Genomic DNA, 21,826 nt, shown 5'->3' on the forward strand with positions numbered 1-21,826 from the left:
GGTGTTTTTGGAGCGCTGGCGCGCTCGAGCGCGGCCCCCTTGGGGCCGCTACGCCGCTTCGCGGCGGCCCTCCCTATGGGTCGGGCGTGGGGGTTGGGAGTGCGGTCATGGCGGAATCGGGGTGCACGGAGGGGCTGGGGGTGCGGTCGTGTTGGAACGGGGTGCACGGAGTGGCTGGGGAGTGCGGTCGTGTTGGACCGGGGTGTAGGGAGGGGCTGGGGGTGCGGTCGTGTTGGACCGGGGTGTAGGGAGGGGCTGGGGGTGCGGTCGTGGTGGAACGGGGTGCACGGAGGGGCTGGGGTGCGGTACAGCGGCGGGTTTGCGATGGGGCGGGGGCGCGGTGGGGTATCGCTAACGTTGTTGCGGTACTACGCCTGGCTGGTCGGTGTCGGCGGGGGGTGGTTTCGGGGTTGCGGGTTGGGAGGGGGGTACCTCGGTGCCGGGGACGGGGCCGGTGACGCCGGGTTGGCCGCCGGGGTCGGACATGTCGGGCATGCCGGGTAGTGGAAGTGGTTGGGGGGCTTGGCGTCCGGGAGGGGCGGGGGAGGCCGGTTGTTCCGCGGTCGGTGCGGGTTGTGCTGGTGGGGTCGAGACCGGTGGTGGTGTGGGTTGTTCCGAAGTTGGGGCGGGAGTTTCTGTCGGCTGTGGTGGCTCCACGGTTGGTGGCTTCGGGGGCAGGGGGTTCGAATCCTGCTGTGTTGGTGGCTGGTTCGGTTGCGCGGGTGGAGGTGTGGGCGTCTCGACGGGTGTGCTCGTCGGTGGAGTGGTTGGTGCCTGACTCTGCGGAGCGGGCGCCTCTGTCGAAGGCGCGGGCGCTTCAGGGGACGGCGCGGGCGCGTCGGGGGACGGGGCGGGCGCTTGGGTAGTGGGTGCAGGCGGTTCAGTGGATGGCGCGGGCGCTTCGGTGGTGGGAGCTGGCGCTTCGACGGGCGGTGCGGGTGCTTCGGAAGTCGGTGTGGGAGCTTCGGAAGAGGGCGCTGGGGGCGCGGTGGCGGGCGCGGGGGTTTGCGATGTCGGAGGCTGTGGTGTCGGGCTCTGACCCTGGGGCGCGGGGCTTTCCGTTGGTGCGGGGGACTGGGGTTCGCCTGGCGTCACAGTGGCGCCGGGTGACGGGGTATTGCCCGGTGTCGAGCCGGATTCCGGGCTCTGGGGCGATGGTGTCGAATTGCCTTGTGGCGCGGACGGACTCGGGGTCGACCCATTGCTCTGCGGGGCGGAACCTCCTCGATCTGACGGCGATTCCGGCTCACCAGGTGCGATAGGCAGCGCTGGGACACCTGTTCCCGCAAGCGAATACGCGGGCTTGTAGATCATGTTCATCGCCAGCACCGCCTCCTGGCGCAAAGCCTCGGCCGCCATCTGCGCGTCGATCACCTGCGCGGATTCGAGCAGTCGGGCGACTGCGCCGATCGGGCCCGACCCGCCCGGTGCGACAACGGCCAGCTTCACGGCTTCGGCGGCCGCGGCGACGCCACCGAGGCGGGCACCGACTTCGGCCATCACAGCGGCGAGTTCGTCGATGGATTCGGCGAAGCTGCGGGTGCTCGCGTCGGCGGCGTCGGCGGCGGCACCGGTCCAGCCGGTTTCGTTGATCACCCGGTCGGCACCGGATTTGGTCAGCGGCATCGAGGTGGTGAGGGTGGTGGCGGTGTCCAGCCAGGTCAGCGAGGCGCCGAGGATGGCACCGGCGTCGATCTGCTGGGTCCGCGCGTAGATCTGTTCGTGCGGCATGGATTCGAAATGTTCCATCGCACTGATGTAGGTGGGGTCTGTGCTCATCCGCGCACCCGCGTATCGACAGCGCGAAGGGCGGCGGCCGCGGCGGCGTCGGCTTCCTCGTAGAGGCCGGCGCTGAGCAGGAACGCCTCTTTCATCCGGTAGGCCGCTTCGATGTAGCGGTCGAGCAGTTCGGCGGCGTCGCGTGCCTTGTGCGCGAAGCCGGCCTGGAGCTGCTGGGCGGAGACGAATCCGCCGAATCCCGTTGTCTCGGCAGCGTTCTCGAGTCCCTGACGTAACACGGCGAGGTGCTCTGCCTGCTGTTCGTAGAGGTCGGCGCACTGGCGCGCGGCGTCGGGGTCGAATGTGAGCGTCCCCGCCGCGGCGGCGCTGCGGAACCGGGAGATCTCGGCCCTGCTGCTCTCGATCGTCATCGCGTCTCCCCTCCAGATGATGCGGTGGAGTCCAGGTTAGCCGGACCTTCGGTTGTGCGAACTGTGCGCGGGCACCAACCTTCGCTGCAACTGTGCGGCTAGTTGACCAGTCGACGCGGGCACCACGTGCACGGTTTCGCCCGCGCGCAGCAGGTAGCGACCGTCATTGGCCACGTCGATCCAGCTGTAGTGCACCGGTGGGTTCGGTACCGCGCGGTCGAGTCCGGTTTCGATGCGGATGTGGCCCTCTGCGGTGTGTGGCCTGCGCAATAATCGCTGGATGCGCGGCACCGCGGGGTGGGTGGCGAGCACGGTTTCCTCGTCGCGCACCGCCTCGGTCGCGGCCTCGCGCGCGGGTTCACGGCCGGGCGGGGTATCGGGCAGGCAGGCGGCGACGCGAGCGCCGATGCCCGCGCTGTGCCCGATCGAAACACGCACGCTGCCACCGTAATCGGGCCGGGTGCTGGGTTCCTGGACCAGTAGCACCGCGTGGTCGTATACCGCGCAGGCGAGCAGCCGGATCTCACTGCCGGGAGTGTGGGCGCCGCCGACGAGCACCACCCTGGCATGCGGTTCGGCGAGAATCCGCAGGCAGGCGGCGAGGTCGGGGTCGCCCCCGGGTAGTCGGTCGTGCAGGCCCGCGCGTAATCGGGCCGCGTCGTCCTCGGTGCGCGGTGACTCGAGCACGCGCAGTGGGAACGGCATGCGATCGCGACCCGATTCCCGCCAGACGTGCGCGAATTCGTCAGCGGTGAAGGTCCATCTCATTGCCGATCCCATCCTTACCGAACCAGGACGAAGACAGCCTAACCCGCTATGTCTGATTCCGGCGCGGTGATCGGCACTCATAGCTCCGAATGGAAATGATTGCCACTGATGAGAAGAGTACCTGAGATGAGTATTTCGGCGGACGCTCGGATCGGCAAACCCTTCTACCTTGATGACTGACCCATCGAAGGGAGCGGTCATGTCCGATATCAGGCGGCGCGCGCGAATACTCACCACGGCGCTGGCGGCCACGTTGGTCCTCGCCTCCGCGGCCGCGTGCAGCGACGATTCCGGCCCGAAGACCTATTACGGCGACGAAAGATCCATGGGCAACGGCCAGGTCCGCACCTACGTGACCACCGACAAGGACGGTCATCCCACCGAACTGGGCCTGCGCATCCAGGAATCGGCGCTCGACGGGCTGCCGGTCCCCACCACGATGCCGGAGGGCCCACCGCCGGCGAGTCCCGGCATGGCGTTTCCCGAACAAGCCGAGGGCACGGTGATCAACCACCTCACCTTCGACTGGGTCCCCCACGGCCATCCACCGGTGGGCGTCTTCGACGAACCGCACTTCGACACGCATTTCTACTTCATCGACGATGCCGCGGTGCAGGCGATCAACCCGCAGGACCCGCAGTTCCTCGCCAAGGCCGCCGTGCAGCCGGATTCGAAGTACATGCCTGCCGGCTACACCACCCTGCCCGAGCCGATCGAGATGCAGGCGGTGCCCGGGATGGGCGTGCACTGGGTCGACGGCACCCAACCGGTGGTCCCCGGCCAGTTCGACTTCACCCAGGTCTTGATCAACGGTGCGTGGGACGGCCGGTACATCTTCACCGAACCGATGTTCACCCAGGCCTGGTTGCTCACCAAGCCGTCGTTCACCGGCGACATCGCCCAACCGGTGGCCTATCAGCACTCCACCCGCTACCCGACGACCTATTCGATCCGATTCGACGATCAAGCGAAGGAGTACGTGGTCTCGGTCGGCGGCCTGACCGAACGGACCGCCTCCTGATGTCACGGCCGCGCACGGCCGGAGCGGACGCATAGCACTGTTATAGCCCCTCACCTGCGAGTATGCTCTGGTACTCGGAGGTGAGGTGTGACGACCGAGCTGCTCGGACGTGACCGCGAACTGGCCGATTTGCTGGGTCGGCTCGACGACGCCCTGCACGGCGCGCCGCAACTGGTGATCTGCTCAGGAGAGGCGGGCGTCGGTAAGACCCGTCTGGTCGCGGAGTTGGCCGCTCGCGCGCGCCGCGCGGGCGTGCGCACCCTGTGGGCCCGCGCCCTGGAACTACCCGATACCCCGCCGTTCTGGCTGTGGCATCAAGCTCTCGGCACCAGCGCGCCCGCACCCGGTGCCGATCGGGTGGCCCTGTTCGACGGGTTCGCCGCCGATCTCGACGGCGCGAAAAGCGGCGTCCTGCTGGTCGTCGACGATATCCATTGGGCCGACGAGCCCTCGCTGCAAGCGCTGCTGTATGTGGTGCGTGCGCTGCGCGAGCGCCGAATCATGGTGTGCGCCAACGAATGCGCCGGCACCGAGAGTTCCGGCTGGGCCACCATCAAACCCGAGCTCCTGCGCGAACCGGTCGCGGGCTCGCTGCTGCTGCGCGGCCTCTCACCCGCCGACTCCGCGCACTGTTTGCGGATCGAGGCCGGGCGCGAGCTGCCGGACCGGCTGACCGGCGAGGCCTTCGACATGACCGCGGGCAACCCCTTCTACCTGCGCGAACTCGGCCGTTCGCTGCGCGGTTCCACCGATGACGCGTTACGTCTGCCGACCAGTTTGCGCGAGGTGGTGCGCGGCCGGATGGCACCGCGCTCGACGCCGACACAGGAGTTACTGCGGGCCGCGTCGATCCTGGGCGAACGGTTCACGATCGCGGTCGCGGCCCGTCTGGTGGAGCGGTCGATCCCGGACTGTCTGGCCGCCGTCGACGAGGCGATCGAGGCCGGACTGCTGGCGCCGGGCGACGAGCCCGGCGCGGTGCGCTTCACCCATGCGCTCGTGCGTGCCACCCTGCTCGACGGGCTCTCCCTCCAGCAGCGCGTGGTGCTGCACCAACGGGCGGCCCTGGCTATCGAGGAGCTGTATCCCGATGCGGTGGAGTCGAATTCGGCGGCACTGGCCTGGCACTGGGCCAACGCCGCGGTGGGTGGGGCGCACGAACCGGCCGTTCGCTGGGCCCGCCGGGCGGCGGATGTCGCCGCGCGGGAGCTGGCGTTCGAGGAGGCGGTGCGGCTGTACGGTTTGGCCCTGACGCACGCTGCCGACATCGATCCGATCGACCGGGGCGGCCTGCTGCTGCAACGCGCGGCCGCCTCCGTCCGGGCCGGAGATCTGACGTCCGCGAGATCGGATTGTGTTGCCGCACAGGCGGTGGCGCGCGCGGTCGATTCCGCGCAGCACCGCCGCGTCGCCGCGGTCCTGCTCGCCGAGGCCGCACTGGTGCTGGAACCGATCGGCGACCGCAGCTGGGATCGCGATATCGCCGACGCGTGCGCCGAAGCGCTGGCGGTCGACACCCGTCCCGAATCCGCCTCGCCGCCTGTCGAGGTACTGCCCGAGTCGCTGCGGGCGCGGTTGCTCGCCCGCGCCACCGAGGCGGCGGTCTACCTCGGTCGGCTCGACGGTGTCGATGAATCCAGCAGGGCGGCATTGGAATCCGCGGTGCGTTGCGATGATCCCGCTGTACTGGCTGCCGCGCTGCGGGCACGTCAACTCGCCTGCAGCGGCCCCGAGCATCGCGACGAACACCGGGTCCTCGCCGACCGGATGATCGAAGCGGGCGAGCGTGCGCGTGATCCGTCGGTGGAGATGTGGGGCCGGTTGTGGCGCATCGACGCACTGTGGGAGCAGGGCGAGCTGGGCGAGATCACCGGCGAATTGTCCTGTCTTGGTTGGTGTTCGGAACGGACCGGCGGGCCGATGTCGCGGTGGCACCTGCTCGTCGCGCGGGCCGCGCTGGCCCAGGCGCACGCGGAATTCGACGATGCCATCGACCTGGCCGGGCAGGCGCACGCGCTGGCCGCGAAGCTGGGGCATCCGGCGGGCGAGGGCGCCTATCGGGCGTTGCTGGCCGTCGTCGGCCACCATCGCGGTCATCGACGCGAAGCGCTGACCGCTCCCGGCGCGCCGGTGCGCGGGGAGGTGCGCAACCTGCTGTTCGCCGCGCTCGGCACCGCGTTCCCGATGGTGGACAGTGGGCTCGTCGCGGAAGCCGAGCCGCTCTATCGCAGCCTCGGACCGCCCCAGAAGTGGTCGATACCACCGTATTTCCGGCTCAATGTGCTCGTGGTCGGTGGGGCGTGTGCCGCCGCGCTCGGCATCGTCGACGACGTCGACTACTTCCGCGAGCAGCTGCGACCCTACCGAGACATGCACGTCACCGGCGGCGGTGGCAATGCCCACTACCTCGGCCCGGTGCTGCTCTGGCTGGGGAAATTCGCTGCGGCACTGCATGATCCGGATACCGCACGGATAGAACTGGACGCCGCCGCGCAGACCGCGCGCACGATCGGAGCCTCCGGTTTCGCCGTCGAGGCCGACTGTGAACTCGCCGAGTTCCTGCTCAGTCACGGCGCTACTGTCGAGGCTGTCACGCTGGCGAAAAAGTCACTTCCGCAGTCGATCTCGCTCGGAATGCGGCCGTGGGCGCAGCGTCTCCGAGCCGTCGCAACACACGAAATCAGTTGCGCCGCACTGACACCGCGCGAACACGAGGTGGCCGAACTGGTCGCCCGTGGTCTCACCAATCACGAGATCGCCGACGCCCTCGTACTTTCCGACCGCACCGCGCAGAACCACGTCCAGCACATTCTCACCAAGCTCGGCTTCGCCAAGCGCAGTCAGATCGCCGCCTGGGTGAGCAGCTCTCAGTAACCCCGCGAGGTCTCGACCATCGCCTGCAACGGCTCGCCCGCGACGAACCGCGCCACATTCGCGCCGACATGATCGGCGAACGCCGCCAACCGCAGCTGCGGCGGGTTCGAATCGTGCGGGGTGATGATCGCGTTCGGCAAGGTCCACAGTGGGTGGCCGTCGGGCAGTGGTTCCGGGTCGGTGACATCGAGTCCGGCGCCGCCGATCAATCCGCCGGTCAGCGCGTCGACCAGCGCTTCGGTGTCGATCAGGCTGCCGCGGGCCACATTGATCACCCACGACGACGGCTTGAGCCGGGCGAGTTCGTCGGCGCCGACGAGGTGGCGGGTCTGTGCCGTCGCCGGTGCCGCGACCACGACGTGATCGGTGTGCGACCACACCCGCCCGAGCTGTTCGGCGGGCACCGTCTCCACATCGGCCGGAATTCCCGCACCCTCGACCTTGCGCCCGGAGCGGTTCACTGCGATCACATGCGCACCCAGCGGCGCCAGCATCGGAATCAGCGCGCGCCCGATCCCGCCCGCGCCGACGATCGTCACGGTCTTTCCGCGCAGCGACCCGACGTGCGGGAAGAACTCGCGCTGCTGCCACGATGTCGCCCGCAACTGTTCCGGCAGATACCGCACCCCGGCCAGCAGCATCATCAGGGCGTGTTCGGCGACGCTGTGCGAGAACGCGCCTGCCGCGGAGGTGAACTGGATGTTCGGGTGTGCGGTGAAGACGCCCGCGTCGAAGAAGTCCTCGATCCCGGCGGCGGGCAGTTGCACCCAGCGCACCGACGGAGGCAGGGTCGCCGGGAAGTCGCCGGGCTTGCCCAGCCAGATCAGCGCGTCCGCCTCCGCGATCGCACCGACCCGAGCGCCCGCTCCGACGACCGCTTTCTCGAGCAAGCGCGGCGCCGGCTGGTCCGGGGCGATCGCGATCGTGGTCGCGGATTCCTGCACAGAGACCTCCTGGGTCGATCGGTGAGTGTGCGCCGCGGTATGCGGCTCGAGCGCTGTTGTCGGGCACCGTGCGCGGCACCGGAACTCTGATTCTTCCTGGTCGCCTCCGATTGCGCCGCCGCACCCTCCCGTCCTGTCCCGGCGTGCGGCGGTCGAGCCCGGTCGCACGGCTGTCCGCGGGCTGGTGGGCCGGGCGCGCGGGTTGATCGGCGGGGCGCACGGGCTGGTGGGCCGGGCGCGGGTTTGATCGGCCGGGTGCGCGGGTTGATCAGCTGGCTGCGGCGCTGATCGGCGACTGCCGGAGCGCGGGCGCCCGGGTCGAGGCACGGCGGTGTCGGCGGCTCAGGATTCGTCGAGGTCGACGGGCTCTTCGACGCCGTGCCGGTCGGCCATTTCCAGCAGCGGTGCGATATCGAATACCGCGTCATCCATGTCGGCCTGCAGGTCGCCGAGCTCGGCGTAGCGGGCGGGCACGGTCTGGATGGTGAAGTCGCGCGGCACGATGTCGTCGATCTCGGTCCAGCGCACCGGGGTCGACACGGTGGCCTCGGGGACGCCGCGCACGGAGTAGGCGGCGGCGATGGTGTGGTCACGCGCGTTCTGGTTGTAGTCGATGAACAACTGCGCGGGATCGCGGTCCTTGCGCCACCAGGCCGTGGTGACGTCCTCGGGCGCCCGCCGCTCCACCTCTTGTGCGAATGCCAGCGCGGCGCGTCGGACCTGCGCGAACCCGTACTCCGGGGCGATCCGCACATACACGTGCAGGCCGGACCCGCCGGAGGTCTTGGGCCAGCCGACCGCGCCGAGCTCGTCGAGTACCTCATGGGCCACCCCGGCGACCCGCTGTACCCGCGACCACGGGCAGTCCGGCATCGGATCGAGGTCGATGCGCCACTCGTCGGGCGACTCGGTGTCGGCGGCCCGGGAGTTCCAGGGATGGAATTCCACCGTCGACATCTGGACGGCCCAGATCACGTCCGCGAGCTCGTGCACACAGAGTTCGTCGGCATGTCTGCCGTAGCGCGGAAAGAACACACGCACCGTCGGAATCCAGTCCGGCGCACCCGCGGGCACCCGTTTCTGGTGCACCTTGCCGCCCGGCAGTCCCTTGGGGAATCGGTGCAGCATGCAGGGCCGATCCCGCAGCGCGTTGACGATTCCGTCCCCGACGCTCAGGTAGTACTCGACCAGGTCGAGCTTGGTCACGCCGAGCTCGGGAAAGTACACCCGGTCGGGATTGCTGACCCGCACCGTGTGCTCACCCACCGGCAGTTCGACCGCTGGCGCCGCAGACTTGGCCACCCGCTCAACGATAGACGAGCAGGCCCGCTCCCGGCCGGGAAGCGAGCCTGCGTCGGTTCGTGCGTTGTTACAGCTCGTAGACGCCGAACGCCCGGTTCTGGATGCACATCGGCATCACGTGGACCCGCTCGGTCCATTCGAATTTCGCTGCCGCCTCGACGGTTTCGCGCTCGGCGACGCACACGCTCGCGGTCCCCGGCATGGTCAGCGGGTTGAACACCGCCAGTGGGATGCCGGCGTGGATACCGCTGTAGAGGCCGCCGCTGAAGCACAGTGGCGTGATGGCGATGCCACGGGCGGCGCTCTCGCGGTCGGCGGCCGCCTGGGCGCCGGGGACGCCCGAGCAGTCGAGGGGGTTTTCGTTCGACGCCTGGGCGGGCGCGGTGAAAAGGGTGAATCCGGCCGCACAGCCCGCGGCAACGGCCATCAGGGTTCGAGCAAATGTGGTCCTGGTCATAGGCGCATTCAAGCACTGGTGATGGTGACGGCACACAACCCGGTCGGCGTGTTGGCTGGGTTTTCGGCGTGCCGGGGCGTACATGTCCGCGACTCCCGGGGTCAAGGACTGTGGCGGTTGATTCGGTGCGGTGTGGATGACGAGGGCCACCCGGGTTTCGGCGGGTGGCCGACCGGGTTTGTCAGGTGGGGGTGGCCAAGGCGAAGGGGAGTACGGCGTCGGCGCCGCTGGTGCGCAGGGCGTGGGCGGCGACGGTCATGGTCCAGCCGGTGTCGGTGAGGGTGTCGACCAGCAGGATGGGGCCGTTGACCTCGGAGAGGTCGGGGATCTCCCAGGAGTCGAACAGGCCGGCTACGCGGTGGGCGGAGTTCGCCGCGGAGACCGGGGGGCGGTCGGGTCTGGTGTGGAGAGTGCCGAGATTGTCGAGTCGGCCGACCTCGGCCAGGCGTTGGGAGAGGCTGGTGGTGAGTTGGGGATAGCGCGGGGATTCGAGGGCGAGCACCGAGGTCGGGCGGGTGGCCCAGGTCCAGTCGCGCAAGACCGCGATGCAGGCGTCGAAGACCGCGTCGGGTACCGGCGCGTCGGGGGCGTCGAGCAGGGCGCGCAGGCGCATACCCCAGCCCAGGTCGGTGAGTCGACCGAGTACGCGGCCAGTCTCGGCGCCGCCGGAGATCTTGCCCGACAACGGGATTCCCAGTTTCGCCATGCCGCTGGGCCACTGTTTGCGGGGGGCGAGATCGAGGCCGGGGCGGTCGAGGCGGGCTCGGGTGGCGGCGATCGCGGCGTCGTCGACGCTGGTGTCGGCGCGGGTGCCGGTGCAGTTGTCGCATCGGCCGCAATCGAGGTCTGACGTTGCGAGTCCGTCCAAGCCCGGGTCGTCGAGTTGGCGGCGCAGGAAGGTCATCCGGCAGGTGGCGGTCGACTGGTAGTCGATCATCGCCTGCTGTTCGGCGTCGCGGGCCGCGGCCAAGCCCTCGTAGCGTTCGGTGTCGTAGGCCCAGTCCTGCCCGGTCGAGAGCCAGCCACCGCGCACCCGCCGCACGGCACCGTCGACATCGAGCACCTTGAGCACCATCTCGAGGCGTGACCGGTTCAGCTCGACGAGAGGTTCGAGCGCCACCGTCGACATTGCACGGTCGGTGTCCAGGGCGGCCAGCACCGAGCGCACGATGTGCTCGCGAGGGAAGGCGACGGAGGCGAAGTAACTCCAGATCCGCGCGTCCTCGGGGCCAGGCAGCAGTACAACCTCGGCGCGCTCGGTGCCACGGCCCGCGCGACCGACCTGCTGGTAGTAGGCGATCGGCGAGGACGGCGCCCCGACGTGCACGACGAAGCCGAGATCGGGCTTGTCGAAACCCATGCCGAGCGCCGAGGTCGCGATCAGCGCTTTGACCTCGTTGTTCAGCAGCGCGGCTTCGAGCATCTCGCGTTCGGCCGGGTCGGTTTGGCCGGTGTAGGCGGCGACGGTGTGGCCGTGCGAATTGAGCAGGTCGGCCAGATCGTTGGCGGCGGCGACGGTGAGGCAGTAGATGATGCCCGAGCCCGGCATCCGATTCAGCTGTTCACCCAGCCAGGCGGTGCGCTGGACCGCGTCGTCGAACCGCACCACCGACAGATGCAGCGATTCGCGATCCAGCGTGCCGCGCAGCACCAGGGTGTCGGTGCCGATCTGCCCGGCCACATCGGTGACCACCCGGTCGTTGGCGGTCGCGGTGGTCGCCAGCACCGGCACTTCGGACCCCAGATCGGCGATCAGGGTGCGAATGCGGCGGTAATCGGGCCGGAAGTCGTGACCCCAGTCCGACACACAGTGCGCCTCATCGATCACGACGAGACCGGCGTCGGCGGCCAGTCGCGGCAGCACCTGATCGCGGAAGTCGGGATTGTTCAACCGTTCCGGGCTGACCAGCAGCACGTCGACCTCGCCATCGGCCACCCGCTGATGGATCTCGTCCCACTCGGTGACATTGCCCGAGTTGATCGTGGCCGCCACCACCCCGGCCCGCTCGGCGGCCGCCACCTGGTTGCGCATCAACGCCAGCAGCGGCGACACGATCACCGTCGGCCCCCGCCCCGCCCCCCTCAACAACTTGGCCGCGATGAAATACACCGCCGACTTTCCCCACCCGGTCCGCTGCACCACCAGCGCCCGCCTGCGCTGCACCACCAGCGCCTCGATCGCGATCCACTGATCCTCCCGCAACCGCGCATCGGGACCGGCGAGCTCACGCAACAATTCTTCGGCGCGTTCGCGCAGGTCCGGAGCCGTCAGGTCGAGCACATCGTTGCCGGTCGCTGAGGTCATGGCCCCATGGTGCCCGACCCCACCGACAGGTTCGACGCCTGCCCGCCTTCCCGCGTCTTCTAGCCAGACGTAGGCGCGGGGAGATCGAGGCACGCGTCCGACGGTGGTTGAGCGGATACCGTCGGCCCGTTCCCGGCGAGTTACCCATGTTCGTGCGAAATCAGCGGTTGGTCGGGCGCTTCCTCTCGAACTTCTAGCCCTTCACGCACAGGACCTGACGCAGGGTCGCAACCACGTCGACCAGGTCGGCCTGGGCCGCGATCACCTCGTCGATGTCCTTGTACGCGGCCGGGATCTCGTCGACCACGCCCGCGTCCTTGCGCGATTCCACGCCCTCGGTCTGGGCGACCAGATCCGCGACGGTGTACTGCCGCTTGGCCGCCGACCGGCTCAACCGCCGCCCGGCACCGTGCGAGGCCGACTGGAACGAAGCAGGATTCCCCTTGCCTCGCACCACATACGACCGCGTCCCCATCGAACCGGGAATCAACGCCAGCTCACCGGCGCCCGCCCGCACGGCGCCCTTGCGGGTCACCAGCATCGGCACGCCGTCGATGATCTCCTCGGCCACAAAGTTGTGGTGACAGGAAATGGGGTCGTCGAAACGCACTTCGCGCCCGGCGAATTCGTCGCGCACCGCACGGCACACCAGCGACAGCATCACCGCGCGATTGCGCGCGGCGTACTCCTGCGCCCAGGTGAGGTCGCGGCGGTAGGCATCCATTTCCGCAGTGCCGGAGACGAAGACGGCCAGGTCCCGATCCGGCAGCGACTGGTTGTGCGGCAGTGCCCGCGCCACCGCCATGTGCCGCTCGGCCAGTTCCTTGCCGATATTGCGCGAACCGGAGTGCAGCAGAATCCAGACGGCGTCGTCGGTGTCGAGGCAGACTTCGATGAAGTGGTTCCCTGACCCGAGCGACCCGATCTGCTTGTGCGCCTTGGATTCCAGCTGGGCAACCCCGGGATGTAGCTCGCCGAACGAACGCCAGAACCGCGCCCACCCGTTGGCGTGCAACGCGGCCTGCCCGTGCGAGCCCGCCAGCTCGGCACCGAGCTTGGTTACGTCCACGGCATCCTTGTGCGCCTGGAAGCCGACGGGCACCGCCTGCTCGATCCGGCTGCGCAGCGAGCGCAGGTCATCCGGCAGATCAGCGGCGGTGAGATCGGTCTTCACGCTCTCCATCCCGCAACCGATATCCACCCCGACTGCGGCAGGCGCCACCGCGTCACGCATCGCGATCACCGAACCGACCGTCGCCCCTTTACCCAGGTGCACATCGGGCATCACGCGCAGTCCGTGCACCCATTCCAGATTCGCGATATTGCGAAGCTGGCGCAGCGCGGACTGCTCGATCTCGTGCTCGTTGGCCCACATGAGCGTCTGCGCTCGCGTACCGCGCAGCTCGACGGGAAACATGATCGGTCCTCTCCTGGATGAAGGACCAACGGTATGGGGGTGACGGGTGTGGCGCATCTGATTTTCACCGTGGTGGCGAGGTCAGTCGGTGGTGAGTGCCGCCGCGATCTGTGCGCTCGCCGGGATGGACGAGCTTGCGCCGAGGCGGGTGGTTGCCAGGGCGCCGGCGGTATTCGCCCAGTTCAAGGCGGTGGGCGCGCCCTGATTCCAGGTTGCGACCAGGGCGCCGGTGAATGCGTCACCGGCGCCGGTCGTGTCGATCACATCGACTGCGAGTCCCGCGACGGAGAGCTCGTCCTCGCCGAGATAGGTCGCCCCGTCTGCGCCGAGCGTGCGCACCACGTGCGCGACCTGTGCCAGCTCGGTCGAATACTGTTCGGATTCCAGAGAATTCACGATCGCGAGGTCGACGGCGGCCCACAGTTCGTCGGGCAACGGTGCAACCGGCGAAGGATTCAGCGCGACGATCGTCCCCGAGGCGAGGGCGTGGCGTGCTGCGGCGAGCACCGTCTCGATCGGAATCTCCAACTGGCACAGCAGGATGTCGGCATCCGCGATCGCCGCGAGTTCGGTGGTGGTCAGGTCGGTCACCCGGCCGTTGGCTCCTGCCACCACGATGATGCTGTTCTCGCCGGTGTCGTCGACGACGATCGTGGCGATCCCGCTGGGGCCGTCGACCCTGCGTACCAAGGTGGTGTCGATGCCCGCGGCCGACAGCGTGGCCAGCAATTCCGTGCCGAACGCGTCAGCGCCGATGGCGCCGAGAAACCGTACCCGCGCGCCCGACCGTGCCGCCGCGATCGCCTGATTCGCACCTTTCCCGCCGGGCACCGTCGCGAACCCGGACCCCAACACCGTCTCACCTGGTGCGGGCCTGCGCGCGGTGGTGGTGACCAGATCCATGTTGACGCTGCCCAGGACGACGACGGTCGGCGAATCGAGGCGATCCATGGTCCTGAATCTAGCGGCGAGCAGGCCCCAGGGTTCGCGGCATGCGTCCACTGGTCTCGGTGGCGGTCGGGTCCGGGGCGCGCGACCTGCGTCCCCGGCCTGTGGACAACTTTGTCGAGAGCATCGCCGAACCTGTGGACAACTCGGTCGCGCCGCCGGTCGGAGGGGTATTCCGGGCCCCGGGTGGCGGCGGTCGCGTGCGGCGGACTGCGTACGCTGATACCCATGACGGTAGAAGTGACCCCCGAGCTCGACATCCGCGCAGCGGTGCACGACGCCGCCCGCATGGCTCGCGTCGCGTCCCGTGTGCTGGCTCAGCTGACCACGGCGCAGAAGAACGACGCCCTGCACGCGGCGGCCGACGCCCTGCTCGCCGCCGCCGATCGCGTGCTGGCGGCCAATGCCGACGACATCGCGACCGCGCAGGCCGCCGATACCGAGGAGAACCTGCTCGACCGGCTGCGCCTGACCAAGTCCCGCATCGACGGCATCGCCTCGGGCCTGCGCCAGGTCGCCACCCTGCCCGACCCGGTGGGTGTCATCGTGCGCGGCTCCACGCTGCCCAACGGCCTCGAGATCCGCCAGACCCGCGTCCCGCTCGGCGTGGTCGGCATGGTCTACGAAGCACGACCCAATGTCACCGTCGACGCGTTCGGCCTCGCTCTCAAGTCGGGCAACGCGGCGCTGCTGCGCGGTTCCTCCTCGGCGTCGAACTCCAATGCCGCTCTGGTCGAGGTACTGCGCGAAGCCCTTGTCGCCCAGGGCGTTCCGGCCGACGCCGTGCAGTTGCTGCCCAGCCACGACCGCTCCAGCGTCACCCACCTGATCCAGGCTCGCGGCCTCGTCGACGTGGTGATCCCGCGTGGCGGTGCCGGCCTGATCAACGCTGTCGTGCGCGACGCCCAGGTGCCCACCATCGAGACCGGCACCGGCAACTGCCACGTCTACGTGCACTCGGCCGCCGACCTGGACATGGCCGAGGCCATCGTGCTCAATGCCAAGACCCGCCGCCCCAGCGTCTGCAATGCCGCCGAGACCGTGCTCATCGACGCCGCTGTCGCCGAGACCGCGCTGCCGCGCCTGAGCAAGGCACTCGAGGACGCAGGCGTCACCATCCACGGCGACCTGCCGGGCCAGGTGCCAGCCACCGACGCCGACTGGGGCGAGGAATACCTCACCATGGACATCGCGCTGAGGGTCGTCGACGACCTCGACGCCGCCGTCGACCACATCAACACCTGGGGCACCGGCCACACCGAGGCCATCGTCACCGCCGACCTGGCCGCGGCCCGCGAGTTCACCGCCCGGGTCGACGCCGCCGCGGTGATGGTGAACGCGTCCACCGCGTTCACCGATGGCGAGCAGTTCGGCTTCGGCGCCGAGATCGGCATCTCCACGCAGAAGCTGCACGCCCGCGGCCCGATGGCCCTGCCCGAACTCACCTCCACGAAGTGGATCGTGTGGGGCGACGGCCAGACTCGGCCGGTGTGATCGTGACGCTCGTACAGGAACCGATCTTCACCTCGGTCGACGATGTCATCGACCGGCTCGCCACCACCGGTTACCTGGCCGACAAGGCCACGGCCACTTCGGTTTTCCTCGCCGACCGGCTGGGCAAACCGCTGCTCATCGAAGGCCCGGCCGGTGTCGGCAAGACGGAGCTGTCGCGCGCGGTGGCCCAGGTCGCCGGCGCCGAACTGGTGCGCCTGCAGTGCTACGAGGGCGTCGACGAAGCACGTGCGCTCTACGAGTGGAACCACGCCAAGCAGATCCTGCGCATCCAGGCGTCGAGTGAGAACGATTGGGCCGAAACCAAAGCCGACGTCTTCACCGAGGAGTTCCTGCTCTCGCGCCCGCTGCTCACCGCCATCCGCCGCACCGAGCCGACGGTGCTGCTGATCGACGAGACCGACAAGGCCGACGTCGAGATCGAGGGCCTGCTGCTCGAGGTGCTCAGCGATTTCGCGGTCACCGTGCCAGAGTTGGGCACCATCACCGCCACCCGCAAGCCGTTCGTGGTGCTCACCTCGAACGCCACCAGGGAACTGTCGGAGGCGCTCAAACGCCGCTGCCTGTACCTGCACCTGGACTTCCCCGACGAAGATCTCGAGCGCCGGATCCTGGCCAGCCGGGTACCGGAACTCCCGAGCACCGTCGCCGAGCAGCTGGTGCGAGTCGTGCATGTGCTGCGCGGAATGCAACTCAAGAAGCTGCCCTCGGTCGCCGAAACGATCGACTGGGGCAACACGCTGCTCGCGCTCGGCGCCGCCGACCTCGACGACGCGACGGTGCGTGCCACGCTCGGCGTCGTGCTCAAGCACCGCAGCGATCACCAGCGCGCGCTGGCCGAGCTGAAACTGGTCTGATCGTGACCGCGCCCGCGCCGCACGGAATCGGCGGCCACGTCGCCGGTTTCGTCGGTGCGCTCCGGGCCCGTGGGGTGCCGGTCGGACCGTCGGAGACTGTGGACGCGGGCCGGGTACTGACCGTGCTCGACCTGCTCGATCGTGAGGCGGTGCGCGAGGGCCTGGCCTGTGCGTTGCTGCGCAGACCCACCCATCGCGCCACTTTCGACGGACTGTTCGATCTGTGGTTTCCGGTCGCCGTAGGTGATCGCAGCGCGGATGCACCGGACCTGCCGCGCACCCCTGACGGTCAAGTCGACCTGGCGGCGCTGCGCGAGCAACTGGCCGAAATGCTCGCGGCCGAGGACGGCGGCGAGCAATTGCAGATGCTGGCCGGGCAGGTGGTCGAGCAACTCGGCCAGTACCAGTCCGCGCGCGGGCCGTCCTTCTCCGCATACCAGGCACTCAAAGATCTTGCGCCCCAGTCCTTGCTGTCCAAGATTCTCGCAGGCCTCGCACTGCCACCGGACGCGAGCGAACGGGACACCGAGGTCGCCCGCCGCGTCGCCAGGGAACGCATCGCCGGGTTCCGGGCGAGCGTGGAAGCCGAGACCAACCGGCGCGTGGCCGAACAGATCGGGCGCGAACGCGTCGCGACCTACGGTGTCGCCCGTCAGGCCGAGGACGCCGACTTCTTACGCGCCTCCGAACGCGAACTCACCGAATTGCGGCGCGGCACCCAGCGATTGGCCCGCATCCTGGCCTCCCGGCTGGCGGTGCGACGCAAACGAGCCCGGCGCGGCGAGATCGACCTGCGCAAAACCCTGCGCGCCTCGATGTCCACCGGTGGCGTCCCGATCGACCTGGTGAACCGCAAACCTCGTCCCGGCCGCCCGGAACTAGTGCTGCTGTGCGATATCTCGGGCTCGGTGGCCGGATTCAGCAACTTCACCCTGCTGCTGGTGAGCGCGCTGCGCGAGCAGTTCTCTCGGGTGCGGATCTTCGCCTTCGTCGACCGCACCGACGAGGTCACCAGCTTCTTCGAGCCGTACGCGGGCCTCGACGACGTGATGACCCGCATCTTCACCGAATCCCGGATCATCGACTCCGACGGACACTCCGACTACGGCTACGCGCTGACCAGCTTCGCCGACAACTTCGGCGAAGCCGTCACCAGTCGCAGCTCACTGCTGGTACTCGGCGACGGCCGCACCAACTACCGCAATCCACAACTGGACACCCTGCGCGAACTGGTCGGCACCGCCCGGCACGCCCACTGGCTGAACCCCGAACCCAAGAATCTGTGGGGGACAGGCGATTCGGCAGCCCACGACTACGCCTCGGTGATCGAGATGCACGAATGCCGAACAGCCAGACAGCTCACCGAGGTGGTCTCCCGATTGTTGCCCGTCTGAAGGAGTTCGGACCATGAGTGTGGACGTGCTGGCCTACTGCCTTGCCAAGCCCGGCGCCTGGGAAGACGAGCCGTGGGAGGGCGACGTCGTCGCCAAGGTCGGTGACAAGATCTTCGCGTTCCTCGGGGCGGGCACCTCGATCGGCCTCAAATGCGGCCGCGACCGCACCGAAGCCGACGAACTGGTCACCGTCTACCCCGACGATGTCACCGTCTCGGCCTACATCGGCCGCTACGGCTGGAACAGTATCCGCCTCGGCGGCGCCGTCCCCGACGACGAACTGCGCGAACTGATCGACGCCTCCTACGACGCGGTCGTCGCCAAACTCCCGAAGGCTAAACGCCCTACCGTCTGACCACTTCAGCCGACGTTAAGCGCCTCACATGGGACGGCAACCAAGATCACGTCATGCTGGCAGGGGCGTCGCACGACGATGAGCGATCCGAACGACGGATATCGGACGTAGGGATGATGCGGGCGGGCCGTGCGCTCGTACGTTGGACGTGGTCCATCCGGTGACCGACCCTCTCGCGAACGAGAAGACTTGCCCCCGAACAGAACCCGCCGTCGTCGGCACGGTGGCGGGTCCGGATTGTCTCCCGGTGGCGGAATCGGCCGACGAGCCGGTCCGGCAGTTCGCATCGGGTTCGAGAACAGGTGCCGCCGCATGGTGGAACCTGGCGGCGGCAGACGGCCCCGTGCTCGGTTCGGGGAATGGCCCCGCTGATCAGCCGTCCATGGTGATGGCTGACGGACAGCAGATCGGAGCCCGGCATTCGGCACCGGGAGCAGGTGCGCGGGCGGCGCGGCGGCTGGCCGGGATCGCCGCGGCGCGACTGGCGGATGCTCCGGCCGCCGCGGAGGAACAGTTGCGTCGGGCACTCGTCGTCGGTGCGGGTGAACTGGGTGGTCGAGAACTCGCCACGATGCGCACCCGACTGGTCACCGCTGTCGCCGCCCAGCGGGGTCGTGACCGTGATGTGGCCAGGGCCGCCGCCTTGGCCGCGGCCTGCTGGCAGCCGATCTCGCAGGCCGATTCGATCCACCTGTGGCTGGTCGCCGGGCGCGCCTGGCATCGAGCAGGCAAGCATGCCGAGGCGGTATCGGCCTTCGACCGCCCCCTGCTGACCGCGACGGTCGGCTACCCACCCGCCGAGCTCGCGCTGGTCCGCGCCCAGTTCGCCGAATCGCTGAACCACCTCGGCCGCTACCGGCAGGCCGCCTGGCAGTTCGCCGAGGCGGCGCGGTTGATCGAGCGTTCGCCGGCACAGCGCCGCCACCACGCCGACCTGGTGTGGTCGGCCGCGGTCGCCCGCGAGTGCTGTGGGCAGGAATCCGAGGCCCTCGGCGGGTACCTGCGCGCAGCGGGGCTGTGGGGCGAACAGGACAAGATCGTGCCGCGGGCCCGCTGCCTGCGGGCTGCCGCCTGGCTGCAGCTGCGCGGACCGGGGGGTCGTGCGCGCGGGCCCTGGTGGGTGACGATCGATGTGTTGATGGCCGAACTCCATCGCCGGGTCGCCGCAGAACCGGCCGCGCACCTCGTCGAAGAGCTCGAGCGCACCCGCGCCCAGTTCGCCCAGATGTGCGCGCAGGCGTCGGCCTCGCTCGAGCGTGAGTAGTCCGGTCCGCCCCGATCACGGCGGCCGGATTAAGCTCAGACCTCATGCACGAGACAGCTCGGCCGCGCCGCAAACTTGGCGTCATGGGCGGCACCTTCGACCCGATCCACCACGGCCACCTGGTCGCGGCGAGCGAGGTCGCGAACCGGTTCGAGCTCGACGAAGTGATCTTCGTGCCGACCGGACAGCCGTGGCAGAAGGTCAACAAGCAGGTCAGCCCCGCCGAGGATCGCTACCTGATGACGGTCATCGCCACCGCGTCCAACCCGAGGTTCTCGGTCAGCCGGGCCGACATCGAACGCAACAAGGTCACCTACACCGTCGACACCCTGCGGGAGATGCAGAACACCCACCCCGACGCGGAGCTGTACTTCATCACCGGTGCGGACGCGCTGGCCAACATCCTGACATGGCAGGATTGGACCGAACTGTTCGAACTGGCGAAGTTCGTCGGGGTGAGCCGACCGGGTTACGAACTCAACACCGATCATCTCGAGGAGCATCTGCGGGACCTTCCCGCCGACGCCGTGACGATGGTCGAGATCCCCGCGCTGGCCATCTCGTCGAGCGAATGCCGCCGCCGCGCCGCGGAGGGTCGGCCGGTCTGGTACCTCGTCCCCGATGGCGTGGTGCAGTACATATCGAAGCGGCACCTCTACGTGCCCGCAGGAACGGAAGGTAGTTGAGCCACATGGTTGCGACCACACAGGAGGAAACCGTATGACTGCCTCTACCGAAGCCATCGAGATGGCCACGGTCGCCGCACTCGCGGCCGACGACAAGCTCGCCACCGATGTCGTCGTTCTCGACGTCTCCGAGCAGCTGGTGATCACCGACTGCTTCGTGATCGCGTCGGCGCCCAACGAGCGCCAGGTCAACGCGATCGTCGACAACATCGAGGACAAGCTGCGCGAAGCAGGGCACAAGCCGGTCCGTCGCGAAGGCACCCGCGAGGGTCGCTGGGCGCTGCTCGACTACGTCGACATCGTCGTGCACGTCCAGCACAACGACGAGCGCAACTTCTACGCGCTCGAGCGCCTGTGGCGTGACTGCCCGGCGGTTCCCGTCGAGGGTATCGCCGCTGTGCCGACTCCGGCCGCCGACGACGACGCGCAGGAACAGGGAATCGACGAGTGAGCAAGTACGCCCATGTGCGCAACCTGATCCTGTTGCGGCACGGGCAGACCGAATGGAACGCCGCCGACCGGATGCAGGGCCAGATCGACACCGATCTCACCGAACTCGGTCGCCAGCAGGCCAAAGAGGCTGCGCGCGAACTGGGTTCACGCAATGCCATCGCGATCCACGCCTCCGATCTGCGGCGCGCCAAGGAAACCGCGCAGGCGCTCGGTGACATCAGCGATCTGCCGGTCATCACCGATCCGCGGCTGCGCGAGACCAACCTGGGCGACTGGGAAGGCCTGACCCACCTCGAGGTCGACGCCGACTACCCCGGTGCGCGGGTGCAGTGGCGGCTCGACGCCACCTACACACCGCCCGGTGGCGAGAGCAAGCTCGAGGTAGGTGCGCGGGCCCTGCCCGTAGTGCGCGAACTGTACAACGAGCGACAGGATTGGCCCGGTCGGACTATCATCCTGGTTGCGCACGGCGGGCTGATCGCTGCTCTGACGGCCGCGTTACTGGAACTGCCACCAGAGAATTGGCCGATCCTCGGTGGGCTGGCCAATACCAGCTGGGTGCAGCTTTCCAGTCACGGCCCTGATGTCGATCGACCCGGCTGGCGCCTCGATGTTTGGAACGCAGCGGCGAAGGTAGCTCCCGATGTCCAATGAAGAGCCCGTCCGATCGGTACCCGATGAGATGTTCCAGCAGGTGACGGCCAAAGCCGGACGGCAATTGCCGGACGCGCTGTTCGGTCCGCCCCCTGCCAAGCCCGCACGCGGTGAGCGTGAGGAGCCGATCCGTTCGGTACCGGACGAACTCTTCAAACAGGTCACCGCGCGCAGCACTCGATCGCTGCCCGATGCCCTGTTCGGCCCGGTTCCACCGCCGGCCGTCGCTGAACCCGAGCCGGTCGACTCGGCGGCCGAGGCCGTCGAGTCCGGCTCGGGGACAGCTGGTTCCGCGTCGTCGGTCGATGCTGACTCCTCGGACGACAGCGGCGCCGCCGATAGTGCGGCGACCTCGGTCGGTGACGTTGCTGCGGGCGAACCCGACGCGGTCGACATCGCATCGAGTTCGGCTGTGCCGGAAGCTGACAGCGCGGCCTCCGGTGTCGCGGAGTCGGCTGATGAATC

At 68.8% G+C, this 21,826-nt stretch carries 19 protein-coding genes; 10 read left to right on the forward strand and 9 right to left on the reverse strand.

The features are described 5' to 3' along the window. Positions 1–351: 351 nt before the first annotated feature. The 3 genes from ACFWUP_RS22895 to ACFWUP_RS22905 are packed head-to-tail and all read right to left on the reverse strand — an operon-like array spanning position 352 to position 2,918. Entirely contained in the window at positions 352–1,779 is a 1,428-nt protein-coding gene (locus tag ACFWUP_RS22895) for a hypothetical protein (protein WP_379237434.1), read from the reverse strand. Then, complete coding sequence (locus ACFWUP_RS22900) at positions 1,776–2,150, reverse strand: hypothetical protein (protein WP_379237436.1); 375 nt, start codon at positions 2,148–2,150, stop codon at positions 1,776–1,778. Before ACFWUP_RS22900 ends, ACFWUP_RS22895 begins: the two co-directional genes overlap by 4 nt. Positions 2,151–2,186: 36 nt before the next feature. Beyond that, positions 2,187–2,918: an ESX secretion-associated protein EspG gene (locus ACFWUP_RS22905; protein WP_379237438.1), complete on the reverse strand. Its 732-nt coding sequence runs from the start codon at positions 2,916–2,918 to the stop codon at positions 2,187–2,189. A gap of 199 nt (positions 2,919–3,117) precedes the next feature. Here ACFWUP_RS22905 and ACFWUP_RS22910 point away from each other — a divergent pair, with 199 nt between their 5' ends. Both ACFWUP_RS22910 and ACFWUP_RS22915 read left to right on the forward strand, forming a co-directional pair. Beyond that, the gene (locus tag ACFWUP_RS22910) at positions 3,118–3,939 is read left to right on the forward strand and encodes a DUF5602 domain-containing protein (protein WP_379237440.1); all 822 of its coding nucleotides are present in this window, start codon (positions 3,118–3,120) and stop codon (positions 3,937–3,939) included. Positions 3,940–4,026: 87 nt separating this feature from the next. Further along, positions 4,027–6,813: an ATP-binding protein gene (locus ACFWUP_RS22915; protein ID WP_379237442.1), complete on the forward strand. Its 2,787-nt coding sequence runs from the start codon at positions 4,027–4,029 to the stop codon at positions 6,811–6,813. On the opposite strand, the gene ACFWUP_RS22920 is transcribed toward ACFWUP_RS22915, so the two are convergent. From ACFWUP_RS22920 to ACFWUP_RS22945, 6 genes are all read right to left on the reverse strand, one after another. Then, the gene (locus ACFWUP_RS22920; RefSeq protein WP_379237444.1) at positions 6,807–7,757 is read right to left on the reverse strand and encodes a D-isomer specific 2-hydroxyacid dehydrogenase family protein; all 951 of its coding nucleotides are present in this window, start codon (positions 7,755–7,757) and stop codon (positions 6,807–6,809) included. The genes ACFWUP_RS22915 and ACFWUP_RS22920 overlap by 7 nt on opposite strands. A 342-nt stretch (positions 7,758–8,099) precedes the next feature. After that, positions 8,100–9,059: a non-homologous end-joining DNA ligase gene (gene ligD / locus ACFWUP_RS22925; protein WP_379237446.1), complete on the reverse strand. Its 960-nt coding sequence runs from the start codon at positions 9,057–9,059 to the stop codon at positions 8,100–8,102. Between the two features lie 67 nt (positions 9,060–9,126). Further along, positions 9,127–9,516: a hypothetical protein gene (locus tag ACFWUP_RS22930; protein WP_379237448.1), complete on the reverse strand. Its 390-nt coding sequence runs from the start codon at positions 9,514–9,516 to the stop codon at positions 9,127–9,129. Positions 9,517–9,697: 181 nt separating this feature from the next. Then, positions 9,698–11,821 (reverse strand): RecQ family ATP-dependent DNA helicase, encoded by a 2,124-nt coding sequence (locus ACFWUP_RS22935; protein ID WP_379237450.1) that lies wholly within the window; start codon positions 11,819–11,821, stop codon positions 9,698–9,700. Between the two features lie 193 nt (positions 11,822–12,014). After that, entirely contained in the window at positions 12,015–13,238 is a 1,224-nt protein-coding gene (locus ACFWUP_RS22940) for an RtcB family protein (RefSeq protein WP_379237452.1), read from the reverse strand. An 81-nt stretch (positions 13,239–13,319) separates the two neighbouring features. Next, complete coding sequence (locus tag ACFWUP_RS22945; RefSeq protein WP_379237454.1) at positions 13,320–14,189, reverse strand: ribokinase; 870 nt, start codon at positions 14,187–14,189, stop codon at positions 13,320–13,322. A 225-nt stretch (positions 14,190–14,414) separates the two neighbouring features. On the opposite strand from ACFWUP_RS22945, the gene ACFWUP_RS22950 reads away from it, so the two are divergent. The 8 genes from ACFWUP_RS22950 to ACFWUP_RS22985 all read left to right on the forward strand — a co-directional run bounded on the left by ACFWUP_RS22950 (position 14,415) and on the right by ACFWUP_RS22985 (position 21,361). After that, positions 14,415–15,680, forward strand: a complete 1,266-nt coding sequence (locus ACFWUP_RS22950; protein WP_379237456.1) for a glutamate-5-semialdehyde dehydrogenase — start codon at positions 14,415–14,417, stop codon at positions 15,678–15,680. Beyond that, positions 15,677–16,555 carry an AAA family ATPase gene (locus ACFWUP_RS22955; RefSeq protein WP_379237458.1) on the forward strand — a complete coding sequence of 293 codons (879 nt, stop codon included), beginning with the start codon at positions 15,677–15,679 and terminating at the stop codon, positions 16,553–16,555. Before ACFWUP_RS22950 ends, ACFWUP_RS22955 begins: the two co-directional genes overlap by 4 nt. Next, positions 16,552–17,949: a VWA domain-containing protein gene (locus ACFWUP_RS22960; protein WP_379237664.1), complete on the forward strand. Its 1,398-nt coding sequence runs from the start codon at positions 16,552–16,554 to the stop codon at positions 17,947–17,949. The genes ACFWUP_RS22955 and ACFWUP_RS22960 overlap by 4 nt, the downstream gene beginning before the upstream one ends. A 13-nt stretch (positions 17,950–17,962) precedes the next feature. Beyond that, positions 17,963–18,304 carry an MmcQ/YjbR family DNA-binding protein gene (locus ACFWUP_RS22965; protein ID WP_379237460.1) on the forward strand — a complete coding sequence of 114 codons (342 nt, stop codon included), beginning with the start codon at positions 17,963–17,965 and terminating at the stop codon, positions 18,302–18,304. Between the two features lie 160 nt (positions 18,305–18,464). Next, on the forward strand, positions 18,465–19,568 hold the full coding sequence (locus ACFWUP_RS22970; protein WP_379237462.1) for a hypothetical protein: 1,104 nt from the start codon (positions 18,465–18,467) through the stop codon (positions 19,566–19,568). Between the two features lie 44 nt (positions 19,569–19,612). Then, positions 19,613–20,254: a nicotinate-nucleotide adenylyltransferase gene (gene nadD / locus ACFWUP_RS22975; protein WP_084473077.1), complete on the forward strand. Its 642-nt coding sequence runs from the start codon at positions 19,613–19,615 to the stop codon at positions 20,252–20,254. A gap of 34 nt (positions 20,255–20,288) precedes the next feature. Continuing rightward, positions 20,289–20,705, forward strand: a complete 417-nt coding sequence (rsfS, locus tag ACFWUP_RS22980; protein WP_379237464.1) for a ribosome silencing factor — start codon at positions 20,289–20,291, stop codon at positions 20,703–20,705. Further along, a complete protein-coding gene (locus tag ACFWUP_RS22985) occupies positions 20,702–21,361 on the forward strand; it encodes a histidine phosphatase family protein (RefSeq protein WP_379237466.1) in 660 nt (219 codons plus the stop codon). Before rsfS ends, ACFWUP_RS22985 begins: the two co-directional genes overlap by 4 nt. The last annotated feature ends 465 nt before the right edge of the window (positions 21,362–21,826 follow it).

Origin of the sequence: Nocardia sp. NPDC058658 (assembly GCF_042716665.1) — a bacterium.
In the GTDB taxonomy this organism is placed as follows: Bacteria; Actinomycetota; Actinomycetes; order Mycobacteriales; family Mycobacteriaceae; genus Nocardia.

What these genes read in the sequence shown, in the direction of transcription:
- ACFWUP_RS22895 (WP_379237434.1), bottom strand. Translation starts at nt 1,779, where the DNA reads ATGAGCACAGACCCCACCTACATCAGTGCGATGGAACATTTCGAATCC.
- ACFWUP_RS22900 (WP_379237436.1), bottom strand. Translation starts at nt 2,150, where the DNA reads ATGACGATCGAGAGCAGCAGGGCCGAGATCTCCCGGTTCCGCAGCGCC.
- ACFWUP_RS22905 (WP_379237438.1), bottom strand. Translation starts at nt 2,918, where the DNA reads ATGAGATGGACCTTCACCGCTGACGAATTCGCGCACGTCTGGCGGGAA.
- ACFWUP_RS22910 (WP_379237440.1), top strand. Translation starts at nt 3,118, where the DNA reads ATGTCCGATATCAGGCGGCGCGCGCGAATACTCACCACGGCGCTGGCG.
- ACFWUP_RS22930 (WP_379237448.1), bottom strand. Translation starts at nt 9,516, where the DNA reads ATGACCAGGACCACATTTGCTCGAACCCTGATGGCCGTTGCCGCGGGC.
- ACFWUP_RS22935 (WP_379237450.1), bottom strand. Translation starts at nt 11,821, where the DNA reads ATGACCTCAGCGACCGGCAACGATGTGCTCGACCTGACGGCTCCGGAC.
- ACFWUP_RS22940 (WP_379237452.1), bottom strand. Translation starts at nt 13,238, where the DNA reads ATGTTTCCCGTCGAGCTGCGCGGTACGCGAGCGCAGACGCTCATGTGG.
- ACFWUP_RS22945 (WP_379237454.1), bottom strand. Translation starts at nt 14,189, where the DNA reads ATGGATCGCCTCGATTCGCCGACCGTCGTCGTCCTGGGCAGCGTCAAC.
- ACFWUP_RS22950 (WP_379237456.1), top strand. Translation starts at nt 14,415, where the DNA reads ATGACGGTAGAAGTGACCCCCGAGCTCGACATCCGCGCAGCGGTGCAC.
- ACFWUP_RS22965 (WP_379237460.1), top strand. Translation starts at nt 17,963, where the DNA reads ATGAGTGTGGACGTGCTGGCCTACTGCCTTGCCAAGCCCGGCGCCTGG.
- nadD (WP_084473077.1), top strand. Translation starts at nt 19,613, where the DNA reads ATGCACGAGACAGCTCGGCCGCGCCGCAAACTTGGCGTCATGGGCGGC.
- rsfS (WP_379237464.1), top strand. Translation starts at nt 20,289, where the DNA reads ATGACTGCCTCTACCGAAGCCATCGAGATGGCCACGGTCGCCGCACTC.